Genomic DNA, 16,576 nt, shown 5'->3' with positions numbered 1-16,576 from the left:
TCGGGACACGTGCCATCGACGCTTTGTAAACCCTATCTGCAGGTTGCATCGATGGATCGCCTGAAAATCCGTATCTGGGGGCAGCCGCTGACCTAGAATGCAGCGCAACCGCCGACGCTCGAGAGGCCCTTGCCCGATATGCTGGACTTCAGTTCGCTCCTGCTCGCAGCCGCGCTGTCGGGCATATGCCTCAGCGTCACCATGTTTGCGATCTGGTTCACCGCGCCCAAGGCAGGTTTCGTGCTGACGGTGGCGTGCGGAATTCTGGTGCTCGTCGCGCATGTGATCCTGTTCTGGCGGTACACCAAGGACCCCGATCCGCTGCTTTGCCAGATCGTGCTTGCGCTGCTCAGCCTGGGGTTCCTGATCCTCTGCTTGTCGGCCATGCAATATCTCGGCGTGCCCGGCTACAGGCGCGCCGTTGCACCGGCGCTTGCCGCCATGACTATCTGTGCCGCTGTCACTTTGCTTGGCTTTGACGGCGTTGGCTTCATCATCACCTACACCACGGTGACGGCGCTGCTGTCGGCGATCGGCGCCATGTTCTGGATCAACGGCAGTCACGATCGCCGCATCCTGCTGGTGGTTTCGTTTCTGAGCGGCACCTGCGCGATGTCGTTTGCGCTTTGCGGCGTGGTTCTGCTGACCAAGGGGCAATGGACGCTCGCGGTTGCGCCCGACAATTGGGCCGAACGATTGAATTCCGTCGTGGCGGTGGCCTGCATGACCGGGCTCGGAGCATTGACGCTCTCCCTCCATCATCTGCAGGCGCAGATCGAGCTCAAGGCCGAGACCATGACCGACCCGCTGACAGGGTTGCTGAACCGCCGGGCATTGACGTCGCTTTACGGCGAGCGGAGTTTCGGTCCATTCATGTCCATCGTCATGTTCGACCTAGACCACTTCAAGCGGACGAACGATGTCTACGGTCACCCGGTTGGAGATCAGGTCTTGTGCCGTTTTGCCGCCGTCATCAAGAAATATGCCCGGCCCGGCGTCGACGCTTTTCGCCTTGGCGGCGAGGAGTTCGCAGTCGTCATGTCGCGGATGACGGACGAAAAGGCCTACGATCTCGCCAGCAAGATCGGCGTGGCTTTCGGCGCCGAAATCGTCCCCACCCAGCTCGGCAAATTGCGCAGCACGGTCAGCGGCGGCATCGGCTTTGGCGAGGCAAGCGGCAGCAGCCTCGACAACGTGCTCACCGAGGCAGACGCAGCGCTCTATGCCGCCAAACGCGCCGGACGAAATTGCGTCATCAGCCGCAAGAGGATGGGCAAGGCCGAGCCGATCAAGCCGGCCTTGCGCTCAGCGTAAATTACTCCGCGGCCCCCAGATAGTCGGACAGCGGCGGGCACGAGCAGACCAGGTTGCGGTCGCCGGCGACATTGTCGATGCGTGACACCGGAGGCCAGTACTTGGCTGCCGTGTCGGCGTCGCCGGCCGGATAGGCCGCTTCCAGGCGCGAGTAGGGATGGTTCCACTGGCCGGCCAGCGCCTCGGCGGCGGTGTGCGGCGCGTTGACCAGCGGATTGTCGGCCAAAGGCCATTCGCCCCTGGCGACTTTTGCTGCCTCTGCCGATATCGCGATCATGGCCTCGCAGAAGCGGTCGATTTCCCGCTTGGGCTCGGACTCGGTCGGCTCCACCATCAGCGTGCCGGCGACCGGGAACGACATGGTCGGCGCGTGAAAACCATAATCGATCAGCCGCTTGGCGACATCGTCGACACTGATGCCTGCACTCTCCTTGAGCACGCGGGTGTCGAGAATGCATTCATGCGCGACGCGTCCCTGCCTGCCCTTGTAGAGCACCGGGAAATGCGCACCGAGCCGTGTTGCGATGTAGTTGGCGGACAGGATCGCCGTTTCGGTCGCCTGCTTCAGGCCCGAGGCACCCATCATGCGGATATACATCCAGGTGATCGGCAGGATCGAGGCGCTGCCGAAGGGGGCGGCGGAGACGGCGTGCGCCGAGCCTTCGGTGACATGGCCGGGCAAATACGGCTTCAAATGCGCCTTGACGCCGATCGGCCCGATGCCGGGTCCGCCGCCGCCATGCGGAATGCAGAAGGTCTTGTGCAGGTTCATGTGGCAGACATCGGCGCCGATGTCGCCGGGACGGGCAAGCCCGACCAGCGCGTTGAGGTTGGCACCGTCGAAATAGACCTGGCCGCCATGCTCATGGATCAGCGCGCAGAGATCGCGTGCGCCTTCCTCGAACACGCCATGCGTCGAGGGATAGGTGAACATCAGCGCTGCGAGATTTTGCGCATGCTCAGTCGCCTTGGCCTTCATGTCGTCCATGTCGATGTTGCCGTCTTCGGTGCAGCGCACGACGACGACGTTCATGCCGGCCATCGCCGCGCTCGCGGGATTGGTGCCATGCGCCGAGGAGGGGATCAGGCAGACGGTGCGGTGGTTGTCGCCGCGCGAGCGGTGATAGCCGCGGATGGCGAGCAGTCCGGCATATTCGCCCTGGCTGCCGGCATTGGGCTGCAAGGTGACGGCGTCGAAGCCGGTGATCTCCGACAGCCAGCCCTCCAGCTCGCCGATCATGGCACGGTAGCCTGCCGAGTGCGCGGCCGGGGCGAAAGGGTGCAGATTGGCAATGCTCGGCCAGCTCACCGGCATCATCTCGGCGGCGGCGTTGAGCTTCATGGTGCAGGATCCCAGCGGGATCATGGCGCGGTCGAGCGCCAGGTCCTTGTCGGCCAGCCGGCGCAGGAAGCGCATCATCTCGGTTTCCGACTTGTTTTCGTGGAAAACAGGCTGGGTCAGGAACTCCTTGCCGCGCGGCTTGCCGGGCACCGTGCTGTCGGCGGAGGCACCAGCCTTGGCGCCGAACAGGGCCGCGATTGCGTCGAGATCGGCCTCGGTGGAGGTTTCGTCGAAGGCGATGCCGATGTGGTCGGCATCGACGGCACGCAGCAATCTGCCGCCCTTTTCAGCGGCGGCGGCGATCGAAGCTGCCTTGCCCTTCACCTCGGCCGTCACCGTGTCGAAGCGGCTTGACCCGAGCACGGAGATGTTTGCTGCTTTGAGCCCGGCGGCAAGACGATTGGCCAGCGTGTGGATGCGCCCGGCAATCGCCTGCAGCCCGGCGGGGCCGTGCCAGATGGCATAGGCGGTCGCCATATTGGCGAGCAGCGCCTGCGCGGTGCAGATGTTGGAGGTCGCCTTGTCGCGGCGGATATGCTGTTCACGCGTCTGCAAGGCAAGCCGGTATCCGGGCCGGCCCTTGCTGTCGGTGGACTGGCCGACCAGGCGGCCAGGCATCAGCCGCGTCAGCCTGTCGGAGACGGCGCAATAGGCCGCGTGCGGGCCGCCAAAGCCCATCGGCACGCCAAAGCGCTGCATCGGGCCGACGGCGATGTCGGCGCCAAGCTTGGCCGGCGCGTCGGTCAGCGTCAGGCCGAGCGGGTCGGCGATGAAGACGACGAGGGCGCCGGTCGCGTGTGCCTTGTCGATCGCTGCCTTGTGGTCGCCATAGACGCCAAATGTATCCGGCCAGGAGACAAGCAGGGCGGCGGTGTTGTCGTCGATCGTCTCGCCATCGATCTCGATGCCGAGCGGCTCGGCGCGGGTGCGCACCACGTCCAGCGTCTGCGGGTGCGGCGTGCCGGCAAGTGCTACCTTGGTGCGCTTGTCGCGGTGATGGCGCAGCGCAATGCCGACCGCCTCGGCCACGGCGGTTGCTTCATCCAGCAGCGACGCCGATGCCACCGGCAGGCCGGTCAGTTCGGTGACCAGGGTCTGGAAGTTGAACAGCATTTCCAACCGGCCCTGGCTGATCTCGGCCTGATAGGGCGTGTAGGCCGTATACCAGGCCGGGTTCTCGAACAGATTGCGCTGGATAACCGGCGGCACATGGACGCCGTGATAACCGGCGCCGATGAAGCTCTTCAGCACCGTATTCCCGGCCATGACAGCCGAAAGCTCAGCCAGCGCTTCCGCCTCGCTCGCTGGTGCCGGCAGGGCAAGCGGCCGATCGAGCCGGATCGACTTCGGGACGGACTGGCTGATCAGCGTCTCGATCGAGGGCACGCCGATGGCGGCCAGCATGGCTCTGGTATCGTTGAGGCCGGGACCGATATGGCGGGCCGAGAAGGGGTAGGGTGCTGCGGTCATCTCAATAAGTCCTGATATCAACCGATATGGGCTTTGTAGGCGGCCTCATCCATGAGACCGGCGAGCTGGCTTTCGTCGGCAAGCTTCATCTTCCACAGCCAGCCGGCCCCTGTTGCGGCCGAATTGACCAGTGACGGATCCGACGACAGCGTGCCGTTGGCCTCGGTGATCTCGCCGTCGACTGGTGCATAGACATCGGACGCCGCCTTGACGGATTCGACCAAGACGGCGGTGTCGCCCTTGGTCAATTTCTTTCCCGTCTCCGGCAGTTCGACGAAGACGAGGTCGCCGAGCTGCTCCTGCGCGTAATCAGTGATGCCGACCGTGGCGATGCCGCCCTCGACGCGGAGCCACTCGTGATCTGATGTGAAATAGGTTGTTGCCATTGAGATCATCCTTTTCGGTAGCGATGCGGTGTGAAGGGCAGGGAGCTGATATCGACTGGGATTTTCGTGCCGCGCACATCGGCGAAAACCCGAATTCCGGGCTTTGCCAGAGGTGTCGAGACATAGCCCATGGCGACCGGATGGCCGGCCGAGGGGCCGAAGCCGCCCGATGTGACATGGCCGGCCGGATTGCCGTCGGCGTCGAAGAGCGCGGCACCGCCACGCACCGGCTGGCGGCCTTCCGGCTTCAAACCGACGCGCTTTTGCGCGGGTCCTCGTTCCACCGCGGCGCGGAGCGCATCGGCGCCGATGAAAGTGCCGGAAGCGCGGATGTCCTTTGGAATTGCCCACATCAAGGCGGCGCTGGCCGGGTCGGTTTCCGGTGTGATGTCCTGGCCATGCAGGCAGAGACCGGCCTCCAGGCGCAGACTGTCGCGCGCAGCCAGGCCGATCCACAGCACGCGCTCGTCTCCGAGCAGCTTCGCGACGAGGTCGCGTGCATCGGCCTCCGGCAAGCCGATCTCGAACCCGTCCTCGCCGGTATAGCCCGACCGGCTCATGAACCAGTTCTTGCGCGGTTCGACCCCATGCATGAACAGCAGCGAGCCGGTCTCGATGCCGGCGCGGGAAAGGGCGGCCCAGGCTTCAGGACCCTGGATGGCCAGGAAGACGCGGTCGAGCGGCTCGATCCTGGCGTCGAAATCCGCGGCATGTGCACGCAAATGCTTTTCGTCGGCTACGGCGTTGCCGGCATTGGCGACCACCATGAACCTGGCATCGCCAAGCCTGGTGACGATCAGGTCGTCCAGGATGCCGCCTGCTTCGTTGAGGAAAAAGGACAGTTTGGATTGCGAGATTTCGAGCGCGCCGGCATCCAGTGGGCAAGCACGGTTGAGCAGTGCCGCCGCTTCCGGTCCGCTGACCTCGAACAGCTTCATGTGCGAGATGTCGAACAGGCCGGCCTGCTCGCGGGTGTGAAGGTGTTCCTTCATGACGCCGGCCGGATAGGTCAGCGGCATCGACCAGCCGGCAAAGGCGCCGAAGCGCGCACCGGCGGCCATATGGATATCTTCAAGGGGAAGGTGTTTTGTGTCGTCGCCCGTCATGTCGTCTCCAGAGTCGCACGCAATCGGTCGCGAATGGCGACCAGTCCGTGCCCCTCTGTCTGAAGCCTGAGAGACTCGCGCAGCCGGAACTCTGTCAGCGGCGCTTACACCTTCGGCGCGGGGGCAAGCCCCGACTTTCCAGAGTGTCTTTCCCGTCTACGGTTCTTTTGCCTGAGAGATTTCGGGCGATTTCCCCTTCGGCGACAGCTCTCGCTGTTCTCTCCCGCAAACAGGTAGGACTCAAGACCCTGAGTCCTCGACGCGCCATCCATAGCTTGCGCGCGACGGCTTGTCACCTGTCAGCAACATCTAAAGCGCGTGCATGTCGTTCTTCAAACCGCGGCACGCTGTCAGGCGACATGCGTTGGCGACAAGTCTTCACTAACCACGCCGTTTGCCGGTTTTTCAAGACACTGCTGATATGTTGGCTTGTATGACGCTATGGGGCCGGCGCTTGGCGACGGCGGACGGGGACGACAAATGGGCGAATTGATCATGAGCGCGCCGGTGGCCGGGCTGACCTCGAAAAGCCGCATCGCCGCGGAGGACGTGGCGATGTTGCGCCATGAAGTGTTCGGCGACGGCGTCGTGACGCGTGGCGAGGCCGAGGCGCTGTTCGCGCTCGATGCCACGGCGAAGGACAAATGCCAGGAATGGCCGCCCTTCTTCATTGAGGCGGTCACCGACTATATCGTCCACCAGGAAAAGCCGTCGGGCTATATCTCGCAGGACAATGCCGACTGGCTGATCCGCACGATCTCGCGCGACGGCATGGTCGACAGCCGGACCGAACTCGAATTGCTGGTGCATGTGCTGGAACAGGCGAAATCGTCGCCGGCCCAGCTTTGTGTGTACGCGCTGGAGCAGGTGGCGCATGCCGTCATTGACGGCAAGGGGCCGCTGATGCTCGGCGGCGCGCTGGCTCCGGGCCTCGTCGCGCAGGCGGAGGTCGAGCTTTTGCGCCGGATCCTCTATGCCCATGGCGGCGACGGCAACATCGCCATCACGCGCGCCGAGGCCGAGGTGCTGCTCAAGATCAACGAGCGGACTGCTCAAGGACAAAACGATCCGTCCTGGAACGAGCTGTTCGTCAAGGCGATCGCCAATTTCGTCATGTGCTCGGCCGGCTACGAAGCACCGACGCGCGACGTGGCGCTGCGCCATGACGCCTTCCTCGAACATGCCGATCCGGAAATCGGCGGCTTCTTCAGCCGCATGATCTCCGGCGGGCTTGCCGGCATCATGGAGGCCTACCGATCTCCTGGCGACATCGAAGCCGAATGGGAAGCCAAGAACAGGGCGGCCGAGGCCCTGGCCCGCCGTGCCGAGACGATCGATGCCGGCGAAGCCGGCTGGCTGATCGAACATATCGGCGTCGACAGGCCTCTTTACGAGAACGAACGCGCGCTGCTGACCCTGATCAAGCACGCCTCGCCGGAAATTCACCCGGCGCTCAGGCCGCTGCTCGACAAGGTTGCCTGACCGGCCAGGGATTGCTTAATCGGATCCGGGATGCTGGTCAGATCTGATCGACGTCGACGTAAATCCGGGCCAGGCCTTCCCGGACGGTCGACATGGCATCGGCGACACTGATGTCGATGTGGTCATGCATGAGCCTTGCGGCCGTGTCGGCATCGCGGGTTACCATGGCTCGGGCGATTTCGCTGTGTTCGGTGTAGGTCGTCGACAGTCGCCGGTGCTTCTCCACTTCGATCTTGCGAACGAAATGGATGCGCGTGTTGATGCCTTCGAGCATGCGCGCCAGTTCGGGATTGCCTGACAGCCTGGCGATGCGGATGTGAAACTCCTCGTCCCTGGCGGTCAGCTCGGCGCTGGAAAACGAGTCGGCGCGCGCCATGGTGAGCGTCCACCAGTCGACGAGCGCGGCGAGCTCTTCGTTGGTCGCGCGCTGGATCGCCAGCCTGACGGAGCGCTCCTCAAGCACCGCCCGCACGTCGGAAAGATTGACGACCTCGTCGACATCGAAGCCGCGGCAAAAGAAGCCGCGATTGGTCTGGAAGGTGATGAGTTCCTCCGTGACCAGCCGCTGGAGGGCCTCCCGGATCGGGCTGCGGCTGACATTCAGCCTCGCGGCAAGCGCCACTTCGTTGATGCGCTCGTTCGGCTTGAAGCGATAGTCCATCGCCATGCGACGGATCTCTTCATAGACGCGCGGGCCGGTCTTGATCGGCTTGGATGCCAACGCCGCATTGTCGTCCTGGTTGCTGTGCCTGGTGGGTCGGAGCATGGCGTCGGTCAAGCCTTTGCGGCGCTTGGTTCGGCGAACCGCGCCTGTGTGGGAAGGATACCGTCGAGGGCGATCGGCGCAGCCCGGCCGGCGATCAGTTCGGCGACGATGCGGGCCGATCCATGCGCCATCGTCCAGCCGATATGGCCGTGGCCGGTGTTCAGCCAGAGGTTCTTGATGTTGCGCAGGCCGAGGATCGGCAGATTGTCGGGCGTCATGGGTCTCAGGCAGGCCCGCATTTCGGCGCGATCATAGGCGATACCGCGCGGGAACAGGTCCTGCGTGACGCGCTTCATGAAGGCGAAATCCGAAGGCTTGTGGCTGCGATCATAGCCCGCGAATTCCGCGGTGGCGGTGACGCGGATGCGATCACCCATCGGCGTGATGGCAACGAGATTGTGCTCATCGATGACGGGGAGTTTTGGAGCCAGCGCCGGGTCGACGATGGGAACGGTCAGGGAATATCCCTTGACCGGATAGATCGGCAGACCAAGGCCGATCTTGCGGGCGAGGATCGGGCTTTCGGCGCCGAGACACAGAACGTAGGCGTCGGCCAGAAATTCTCCCTTGTCGGTGACGACCTGGATGATCGCGTCATTCCTGCGTTCGATCCCGACGATCCTCGTGCTTGTCAGGATCTTGCCGCCCCTCGTTTCGACGATGGCCGCCAGCGCGCGCGTGAACTTGGCGGCGTCGCCGGTTTCATCGGTTGGACACATTATGCCGCCGGCAATGCTGCCGCGCGACGAAGCCAGCGCCGGCTCGCGGTCAATGATTTCCTGTGCGTCGACAATGCGGATCTCCTGGCCGTCGGCCTCCAGCAGGCGCATGTTGGCGACGCCCTTGTCGAGCGCCTGACGGCTGCGGTGGAAGTAAAGGATGCCGGCCGAGGTCCTGTCGTACTGGATCGCTTCCTCCCTGACGACCGCCTGCAGGACCGATTGGGAATGGACCGCAAGCCGATGTTTGAGGAGGGTATTGCGACGCGCTTTGGCGGCCGTGCATTCCCTGAGGAAGCGCAGCGACCAGCTGTAGAGATGCGGGTCGGCGGAAAGTTTGAAGCGAAGCGCCTGGTCTTTCAGGAACAGCGACTTCAGCAGGATTTTTGGCGCGGCTGGCGATGACCAGACGAAGGAGTGACCGGGCGCGATCATGCCGGCATTTGCCCAGCTCGCGCCCTCGGCCACCTGCGGTGCCTGCTCAAGAACAGTGACCGCGTGGCCGTCCTTTTGCAACTGATAGGCGGTGGTGATCCCGACCACGCCGCCGCCCAAGATCAATACGCGCATTGCTGTCCCGAAGGGCTGTGTTCCTATTGTCGACAATTCAATAGGAAGACGCCGATCCCTGTCAACGGTGGATGGGTCGGCGACGGACAAGCGATCCGCGCAAGCGCAAAATTGAGGCGTTTACCGGCTCCCAGGATCTGCACAGAGCCCTTGACAGTTTCGGCAATATCGCCGTTTCTATTGTCGACAATTCTGATTGGCATCAGGAAGGGGACTGCGCCATGGACGCCCCGGTTACGCGCGCCGACGACACGCTTGTCCTCGATAAGGAACACATTCCCTTCACGACCGATGACGGTATCGGCACGCGCGCCAATCTCGGCCTGCTCGTGCTGCGGACCGACCAGACCATCGAGGATGAATTCCGCTATGCGCTGCCCGCGCGCGACATCGCGCTGTACGAGGCGCGGCTCTACAGCGATGTCGAGATCACACCGGAAAACCTGATGAAAATGTCGGCGGTAATCCCCCCGACGGTCGGGCTTTTGCCCGACGTCAAGTTCGATGTGATCGGCTTTGCCTGCACGTCGGGAGCGCTGGTCATCGGCGAGGATAAGGTTGCCGAGCGCGTTCACGAGGTGCTGCCTGGTGTGCAGGTGACCAATCCGGTGACCGCCGCACGCGCCGCGCTGAAGGCCCTGGGGGTCTCGAGGATCGCGCTGCTCACCCCTTACTTGGCGAAAATCAATCATTCGCTGCGGGCATCGCTGATGGCGCGGGGGATGGATATTCCGGTCATGGGCTCCTTCAACGAGGCGGACGACAATGTCGTCGCACGCATCACGCCGGCATCGGTCAAGCAGGCCATCTTGGAAATCGGTGCGTCGAGCGACTGTGAGGCGGTGTTCGTTTCCTGCACCAGCATGCGCGTTGCCCGCATCGTCGAGGAGGTCGAGAAGGAGTTGGGGAAACCGGTCACCTCCAGCAACCATGCACTTGCCTGGCATATGCTGCGGCTTGGCGGCATTGGCGAGCAGATTGCCGGAAAAGGCGAACTGTTCCGCCGCTCGCTAGGCTAGCATCTTCAGCGCCGGATTGCGGTGTGCAGCTCAGATCCCGCCGTACCAGTCATAGCCATTGTCTTCCCAATAGCCGCCCCTGCCACCGCCGACATCGGCAAAGCCGTCGACCAGTTCGATCTTGTAGAGATATTTCGGCATCTTGTAGCCAAGCTGGCGCTCGACGCGAACCCGCAGCGGCGCGCCGTTCTCGACCGGCAGCGGCTTGCCGTTCAGGCCGTAGGCGAGGATCGTCTGCGGGTGACGGGCATCGATGAGGTCGATGGTGCCGTAATATTTGATGTCGCCCGACAGGCTGCGGTCGATCGTGTCGAGGCAATGGAACATGACATAGCGCGCCTGCGGTTTGACCACCGCCTGGTCCAGCACCAGCGACAGCGGAGTACCGGTCCATTTGGCTATGCAGCTCCAGCCTTCGACGCAGTCATGGCGCGTTATCTGGGTGCGGCTCGGCATGTTCTGGAGCTGCTCGCGGCTGAGCGACAGCGGCTTTTCGACGAGACCCGTCACTTCCAGACGCCAGTCGGCGAAATTGTTGGCGAGCAGGCCCTTGTAGACGTCGTCATCGGGAGCGGTGACACCATTCGGCCGCTGCGGCTGGCGGATATCGGCCTCGGTGAATTCCGGCGCCAGCGCGTCGCGTCCGGCCAGCAGGCGCTGTGCGCGGTAGGTCAGGCCATTGGCGTTTTCGAGGAAACTGCGCAGGCCGCTGCCGACGCTTAGCTGGCTGTCGAAGGCGTCGCAGCCCGACAGCATGATACCGGAAGCGCCAAGGCCGGCAGCGGTCAGGAATTTGCGGCGGCTGATCTCAAACTTCGCCATATCAGGCACTCCTCTCGGCTGTATTGTCGTCCTGTGCGGGAGGATCGGTGCGGTACCAGCCGGTGATGATCGAGCGCAGCTCGTTGATCGGGCCGGCGGCCAGGATCATCAGGATATGGACGACGAAGAAGGCGACCAGCAGCACCATGACGGTGAAATGGATGGTGCGTGCCGTCTGCCGGCCACCGAGCAGATCGTTGAGGAAAGGCAGCACCGAGTTCATGCTTGGCGACATCGCCAGGCCGGTGATGATCATCAGCGGCAGCAGCACGAACAGAACCCCGCCATAGGCCATCTTCTGCAGCGTGTTGTATTCGCGCGTGTGATGGAATTTGAGCTTGGCGTGGTCGACGATGTCTTGCGGCAACCGCTTCAAATCGTCGAGGCGTGGCGCGAGATCGCGCCGCAAATGGCCGTTCACGGTGCTGGCGACAAACCAGACGATCAACGTCGTGGTCAGTATCCAGGCAAAGAAGAAATGGATGACGCGCGCAGTGCCGAGATCATAGTAGGACGGGATGGTCGCCCAGGACGGGAAGGCGCGGGACGTCTCCTGGCCGGCCGGGCCCGACCAGCCGAGCACCCCAGTGGTGTTGAAGCGTTTGCCGAAGATCTCCGTGTAGCCGCGCGGACCCGCATCGGAGTTCTCGGCGCCGATGGCGAAGATGGTGTTGTTGTAATCGAAGCCCGATTGCTTGCCGATATAGAGCTGCGGACGGGCATTGAAGATCTGCAGGCCTGAGAGCAGCATGAAGAACAGCGAGATGGCCCACAGCCAATGCGTCAGCCGCGTCCAGCGCGACTGCCGGTAAATCAGCGTTTTGTCGTTCGACGCCGAAGCGCCTGGATCGGCGGCGGATTGGCTTCTGGCAACGGATTCCATCGTGTTTCGTCTCCCGGCCTCGCGGCATGGCCTGCGCGCTCATTGTCCTCCTGATACGTCGCGATCCAAACCGATGTTTCATCCGATCACGGATTTATTACGGACCGCCCAGGCTGACGGCGAGATTGACGGCAGCGGCGACGATGACCGTGTTGAAGAAAAACGACAGGATCGAGTGGACAAGCACGACACGACGCATATGCGTCGTCGAGATGTTGGTGTCGGCGGTCTGCGCCGTCATGCCGATCACCGTCGAGAAATAGAGGAAGTCCCAACCCTCCGGCCGTTTGTCGCCCGGAAACAGCAGTCCGCCGACCGGGATTTTCTTCCTGGTCTCGGCATCCATCGCATCGCCATCCATCCAGTAGACATGAGCATAATGGAGCGCTGCCATGGCATGGATGGTGAACCAGCCGAGCGGGATCGACAGCAGCGCGAAGAAGAGCTCGATGGGATGGCTTCTGTCCTTCTGATTGATCAGCAGGAACAATGCGACAACGGCAACGCCGACGACGACAAGCGTCACGGCGAAGATGACCAGCACCGGCTGGTCGGTGGCGCGCGCATTCTTGCTCAGATACCTGCCGGTGAACTTCGGCATCTGGGCGACGACGAGAATGACATAGGCGGCAAAGAACGCGTTGGCGCCGATCGAATAGGCAAGCGGAGCGTGCAGCAGCAACGCCACCAGAAGCGCAAAGACGCCGAAGCAGGCAGACACAGCAAACAGCATGTGGCGCTGCATGGGTTTGTCTATCGGAGCTTCGGCGGCCATGGTGGTTTCAGCCCTGGATAGCGCTAATCCGGTGTGGCCGATTTCATGGCGCGCCGCAAGATGCGGTCGAGTTCGCCGAGAAACCGCGACCGGTCCTGCGGCGCGAAGCTGGCATTGTAGCCCTTGCTTTCGCCGGTCTCGCGCAGATGCTGCTTCAGGTCGCGCATCGCCACCGCCATGCCGATCGTTTCCGGCGTGAAGGGACGTCCGGTTGGCCCAAGCACATGGGCGCCGAGTGCAACCGCGCGGGCGGCCAGCGGAATGTCGGCGGTGATCACAATGTCGTTGGTGCGTGCATTGTCGACGATCCAGTCGTCGGCGGCATCAGCGCCCTTGGAGACCACGACATTGCGGACCATCGGATCGCGCGACGGCCGCAGGCCGCCATTGGAGACGTAGGTGACAAGGACGCCATGCCGGTCGGCCACTTTTTCGACCTCGGCCTTGACCGGGCAGGCATCTGCATCGACGAGAATGGCGGGGAGTTCGCTCATGTTTCTTTTCTCCTCCCATTGTGAACCACGGAGGCCGCGCGCCGGTTGGACCGCGGCCTGTGATCTTCCTCAGTAAACCACGACGCTGCGAATGCTCTCCCCGGCATGCATGAGATCGAAACCCTTGTTGATGTCCTCGAGCTTGAGCGTGTGGGTGATCATCGGGTCGATTTGGATCTTGCCGTCCATGTACCAGTCGACGATCTTCGGCACATCGGTGCGGCCGCGCGCGCCGCCGAAGGCGGTGCCCATCCAGGTGCGGCCGGTGACCAGCTGGAACGGCCTGGTCGAGATCTCCTGGCCGGCGCCGGCCACGCCGATGACCACCGACTTGCCCCAGCCGCGATGCGAGGCTTCGAGCGCCTGACGCATCACCTTGGTGCTGCCCGTGCAGTCGAATGTGTAGTCGGCGCCGCCGATCTGGTCGGCGCCACGCTTGGTCATGTTGACGAGGTAGGGCACGACATCGCCGTCGATCTCCTTCGGATTGACGAAATGCGTCATGCCGAAGCGCTCGCCCCACTCCTTCTTGTCGTTGTTCAAATCGACGCCGATGATCATGTCGGCGCCGGCAAGTTTCAGGCCCTGGATGACATTGAGGCCGATGCCGCCGAGGCCGAAGACGACCGCGGTGGCGCCGATCTCGACCTTGGCGGTGTTGATCACGGCACCGATGCCGGTGGTGACGCCGCAGCCGATGTAGCAGATCTTGTCAAAGGGCGCGTCCGGATTGACCTTGGCCAGTGCGATCTCGGGCAGCACGGTGAAGTTCGAGAAGGTCGAGCAGCCCATATAGTGAAAGATCTTGTCCTTGCCGATCGAGAAGCGCGATGAACCATCGGGCATCAGGCCCTGGCCCTGCGTGGCGCGGATCGCCGTGCAGAGGTTCGTCTTTCTCGACAGGCAGGACGGGCACTGGCGGCATTCGGGCGTATAGAGCGGGATGACGTGGTCGCCCTTCTTGAGCGAGGTGACACCCTTGCCGACATCGACGACGACGCCGGCGCCCTCATGGCCGAGGATGGCCGGAAACAGACCTTCCGGATCGGCGCCCGACAGTGTGAATTCGTCGGTGTGGCAAATGCCTGTCGCCTTGATCTCGACCAGCACTTCGCCCTCGCGCGGGCCCTCGAGGTCGACCTCCATGATCTCCAGCGGCTTTCCGGCGGCAACAGCGACAGCGGCGCGGGTTTTCATCAGGCGTCCTCCAATGCGAATTTTTTTCCAAGGTTTCAGGTTTTGCCGACACGATCAACTGGCAGCTGGCTCCCCGACTGGGCCACAGCGATGAATTGGAATCGCAAGTCGATTGAAAGGCAGTGAATTGCATGGTCGGCTTGACCCTGCAAGCACAGGCCATAAAAGGAACGGCCGACCCGAGGGATGACATTTCGCATGTTCACCAAGATCCTGATCGCCAACCGCGGCGAAATTGCCTGCCGCGTCATCAAGACGGCACGCAAGATGGGCATTGCCACGGTCGCGGTCTATTCCGATGCCGATCGCGACGCCGTGCATGTCGAGATGGCCGACGAGGCGGTGCATATCGGGCCTTCGCCAGCCGCGCTGAGCTATCTCGTCCCTGAAAAGATCATCGCCGCGTGCAAGGAGACGGGAGCCCAGGCCGTGCACCCCGGCTACGGGTTCCTGTCCGAGCGGGCGGCCTTCTGTGAGGCGCTGGAAGCGGAAGGCATCATTTTCATCGGCCCGAAGCCCAAGGCGATCAAGGCGATGGGCGACAAGATCGAATCGAAGAAGTTCGCCAACGCCGCCAAGGTTTCCACCGTGCCCGGCTGGCTCGGCGTCATCGAGAATGCCGATCATGCCGAAAAGATCGCCGGCGAAATCGGTTATCCCGTGATGATCAAGGCTTCGGCCGGCGGCGGCGGCAAGGGCATGCGCATCGCCTGGAGCGAAGCCGAAGTGCGCGATGGCTTCGACCGCGCGCGCTCGGAAGCCAAGAGTTCGTTCGGCGACGATCGTCTCTTCATCGAGAAATTCGTCGTCGATCCGCGCCACATCGAAATCCAGGTGCTGGCCGACGCGCATGGCAACGCGCTCTATCTCGGCGAGCGCGAATGCTCGATCCAGCGACGCAACCAGAAGGTCGCCGAAGAGGCGCCGTCGCCATTCCTGGACGCAGCAACACGCAAGGCCATGGGCGAGCAGTCTGTGGCGCTGGCCAAGGCCGTCGACTACCAGAGCGCCGGCACGGTCGAATTCATCGTCGACAATGACAAGAACTTCTATTTCCTTGAAATGAATACACGATTGCAGGTCGAGCACCCGGTGACGGAGCTCATCACCGGCATCGATCTGGTCGAGCAGATGATCCGCGTCGCCGCCGGCGAAAAGCTTGGCCTAAAGCAAAGCGACATCGAGCTGAACGGCTGGGCGGTGGAAAGCCGGCTCTATGCCGAAGACCCTTACCGCAATTTCCTGCCTTCGATCGGCCGGCTGACGCGCTACCGGCCGCCGGAGGAAGGACAATTCGGCGATGTCGTCATCCGCAACGACACCGGCGTCACCGAAGGCTCCGAAATCTCGATGTTCTACGATCCGATGCTCGCCAAGCTGTGCACCTGGGCGCCGACGCGTCTGGAAGCCATCGATGCCATGTCGGAAGCGCTCGACAGCTTCGTCGTCGACGGAATCGAGCACAACATTCCGTTCCTGGCTGCCTTGATGCAGCATCAGCGTTGGCGGGAAGGGCGGATATCGACCGCTTTCATATCGGAGGAATATCCCGACGGTTTCGCGCCGGTCGTGCCGAACGACGACGAGAAAGCGGTGCTGGCGTCGATCGCGACCGCAGTGGAACTGCTGCGACGTGATCGGCTTGACCGGCTGGGCGGGCGCCTGGCGCCGCATTCGGGAGCGCTGAAGCGCGACTGGGTCGTGAAGATCGATGATGACTATTTGTCGGCGTCCATCATCGAGGGCATGATTTCCATTCCGATGGAAGTCGATCTGTCGATCGCGGGCGGCAAGGCGCTGACCGTTGCATCCGACTGGCGGCCGGGCGATCTGGTCTGGCGCGGTACGGTCGGCAAGCGCAAGGTTACGGCTCAGGTCAGGCCGGTCGCCAATGGCTTTCGCATCGCCTGGAAAGGCATGTCGGTGACCGCGCGCGCCATGCTGCCGCGCACCGCCGAACTGGAAAGGCTGATGCCCGAAAAGGTGGCGCCGGACACGTCGAAGCTGCTGCTTTGCCCGATGCCCGGCCTTGTCGTGTCGATTGCCGTTGCCGAAGGCCAGGAGGTCAAGGCAGGCGAGACATTGGCGGTGGTCGAAGCGATGAAGATGGAAAACGTGCTGCGTGCCGAACGCGACCTTGTCGTCTCCAAACTCAACGCCAAGCCGGGCGACAGCCTGGCTGTCGACGCCGTGATCATGGAGTTTGCTTAGGGCTAGCCGGGCAGGCAGCC

General features: G+C 63.0%; 14 protein-coding genes and 1 riboswitch. Of the genes, 4 read left to right on the top strand and 10 right to left on the bottom strand.

Going from position 1 to position 16,576, the window contains the following annotated elements:
- Positions 1-138 precede the first annotated feature (138 nt).
- A complete protein-coding gene (locus tag A9K65_RS23210; protein ID WP_064995327.1) occupies positions 139-1,314 on the top strand; it encodes a GGDEF domain-containing protein in 1,176 nt (391 codons plus the stop codon).
- 1 nt (position 1,315) lies between these two features.
- On the opposite strand, the gene gcvP is transcribed toward A9K65_RS23210, so the two are convergent.
- Genes gcvP through gcvT form a run of 3 tightly spaced genes read right to left on the bottom strand, consistent with a single transcriptional unit; the run spans position 1,316 to position 5,618 of the window.
- Positions 1,316-4,126: an aminomethyl-transferring glycine dehydrogenase gene (gene gcvP / locus A9K65_RS23205; protein WP_063167887.1), complete on the bottom strand. Its 2,811-nt coding sequence runs from the start codon at positions 4,124-4,126 to the stop codon at positions 1,316-1,318.
- Positions 4,127-4,143: 17 nt separating this feature from the next.
- Positions 4,144-4,512, bottom strand: coding sequence for a glycine cleavage system protein GcvH (gene gcvH / locus A9K65_RS23200; protein WP_064995481.1), 369 nt, complete (start codon positions 4,510-4,512; stop codon positions 4,144-4,146).
- A gap of 5 nt (positions 4,513-4,517) precedes the next feature.
- Positions 4,518-5,618: a glycine cleavage system aminomethyltransferase GcvT gene (gcvT, locus tag A9K65_RS23195; protein WP_064995326.1), complete on the bottom strand. Its 1,101-nt coding sequence runs from the start codon at positions 5,616-5,618 to the stop codon at positions 4,518-4,520.
- 149 nt (positions 5,619-5,767) lie between these two features.
- Positions 5,768-5,854, bottom strand: a riboswitch (glycine riboswitch).
- A gap of 244 nt (positions 5,855-6,098) precedes the next feature.
- Between gcvT and A9K65_RS23190 the strand changes: the two genes are divergently transcribed.
- Complete coding sequence (locus A9K65_RS23190; protein ID WP_064995325.1) at positions 6,099-7,100, top strand: hypothetical protein; 1,002 nt, start codon at positions 6,099-6,101, stop codon at positions 7,098-7,100.
- Between the two features lie 37 nt (positions 7,101-7,137).
- Here the strand turns inward: A9K65_RS23190 and A9K65_RS23185 are convergent, their stop codons facing one another.
- A complete protein-coding gene (locus A9K65_RS23185; RefSeq protein ID WP_064995480.1) occupies positions 7,138-7,866 on the bottom strand; it encodes a GntR family transcriptional regulator in 729 nt (242 codons plus the stop codon).
- Between the two features lie 8 nt (positions 7,867-7,874).
- Complete coding sequence (locus A9K65_RS23180; protein WP_064995324.1) at positions 7,875-9,155, bottom strand: D-amino acid dehydrogenase; 1,281 nt, start codon at positions 9,153-9,155, stop codon at positions 7,875-7,877.
- 221 nt (positions 9,156-9,376) lie between these two features.
- On the opposite strand from A9K65_RS23180, the gene A9K65_RS23175 reads away from it, so the two are divergent.
- Complete coding sequence (locus A9K65_RS23175) at positions 9,377-10,174, top strand: aspartate/glutamate racemase family protein (RefSeq protein ID WP_064995479.1); 798 nt, start codon at positions 9,377-9,379, stop codon at positions 10,172-10,174.
- A 30-nt stretch (positions 10,175-10,204) separates the two neighbouring features.
- Here the strand turns inward: A9K65_RS23175 and A9K65_RS23170 are convergent, their stop codons facing one another.
- The 5 genes from A9K65_RS23170 to A9K65_RS23150 form a co-directional block, all read right to left on the bottom strand.
- Complete coding sequence (locus tag A9K65_RS23170; protein WP_024505336.1) at positions 10,205-10,996, bottom strand: molybdopterin-binding protein; 792 nt, start codon at positions 10,994-10,996, stop codon at positions 10,205-10,207.
- Between the two features lies 1 nt (position 10,997).
- Positions 10,998-11,879 carry a cytochrome b/b6 domain-containing protein gene (locus tag A9K65_RS23165; protein ID WP_064995323.1) on the bottom strand — a complete coding sequence of 294 codons (882 nt, stop codon included), beginning with the start codon at positions 11,877-11,879 and terminating at the stop codon, positions 10,998-11,000.
- A gap of 97 nt (positions 11,880-11,976) precedes the next feature.
- Complete coding sequence (locus A9K65_RS23160; RefSeq protein ID WP_013531945.1) at positions 11,977-12,654, bottom strand: DUF1345 domain-containing protein; 678 nt, start codon at positions 12,652-12,654, stop codon at positions 11,977-11,979.
- Between the two features lie 23 nt (positions 12,655-12,677).
- Positions 12,678-13,148 (bottom strand): YaiI/YqxD family protein, encoded by a 471-nt coding sequence (locus A9K65_RS23155; RefSeq protein WP_024505334.1) that lies wholly within the window; start codon positions 13,146-13,148, stop codon positions 12,678-12,680.
- A gap of 69 nt (positions 13,149-13,217) precedes the next feature.
- On the bottom strand, positions 13,218-14,345 hold the full coding sequence (locus tag A9K65_RS23150) for an S-(hydroxymethyl)glutathione dehydrogenase/class III alcohol dehydrogenase (RefSeq protein ID WP_013529900.1): 1,128 nt from the start codon (positions 14,343-14,345) through the stop codon (positions 13,218-13,220).
- Positions 14,346-14,543: 198 nt separating this feature from the next.
- Here A9K65_RS23150 and A9K65_RS23145 point away from each other — a divergent pair, with 198 nt between their 5' ends.
- The gene (locus A9K65_RS23145; RefSeq protein ID WP_063172039.1) at positions 14,544-16,556 is read left to right on the top strand and encodes an acetyl/propionyl/methylcrotonyl-CoA carboxylase subunit alpha; all 2,013 of its coding nucleotides are present in this window, start codon (positions 14,544-14,546) and stop codon (positions 16,554-16,556) included.
- The last annotated feature ends 20 nt before the right edge of the window (positions 16,557-16,576 follow it).

The organism is Mesorhizobium sp. WSM1497 (assembly GCF_001672455.2).
Classification (GTDB): Bacteria; Pseudomonadota; Alphaproteobacteria; order Rhizobiales; family Rhizobiaceae; genus Mesorhizobium; species Mesorhizobium ciceri.
The sequence above is the reverse complement of the archived record's forward strand: the minus strand, read 5'-3'. Positions and strand labels throughout refer to the sequence as shown.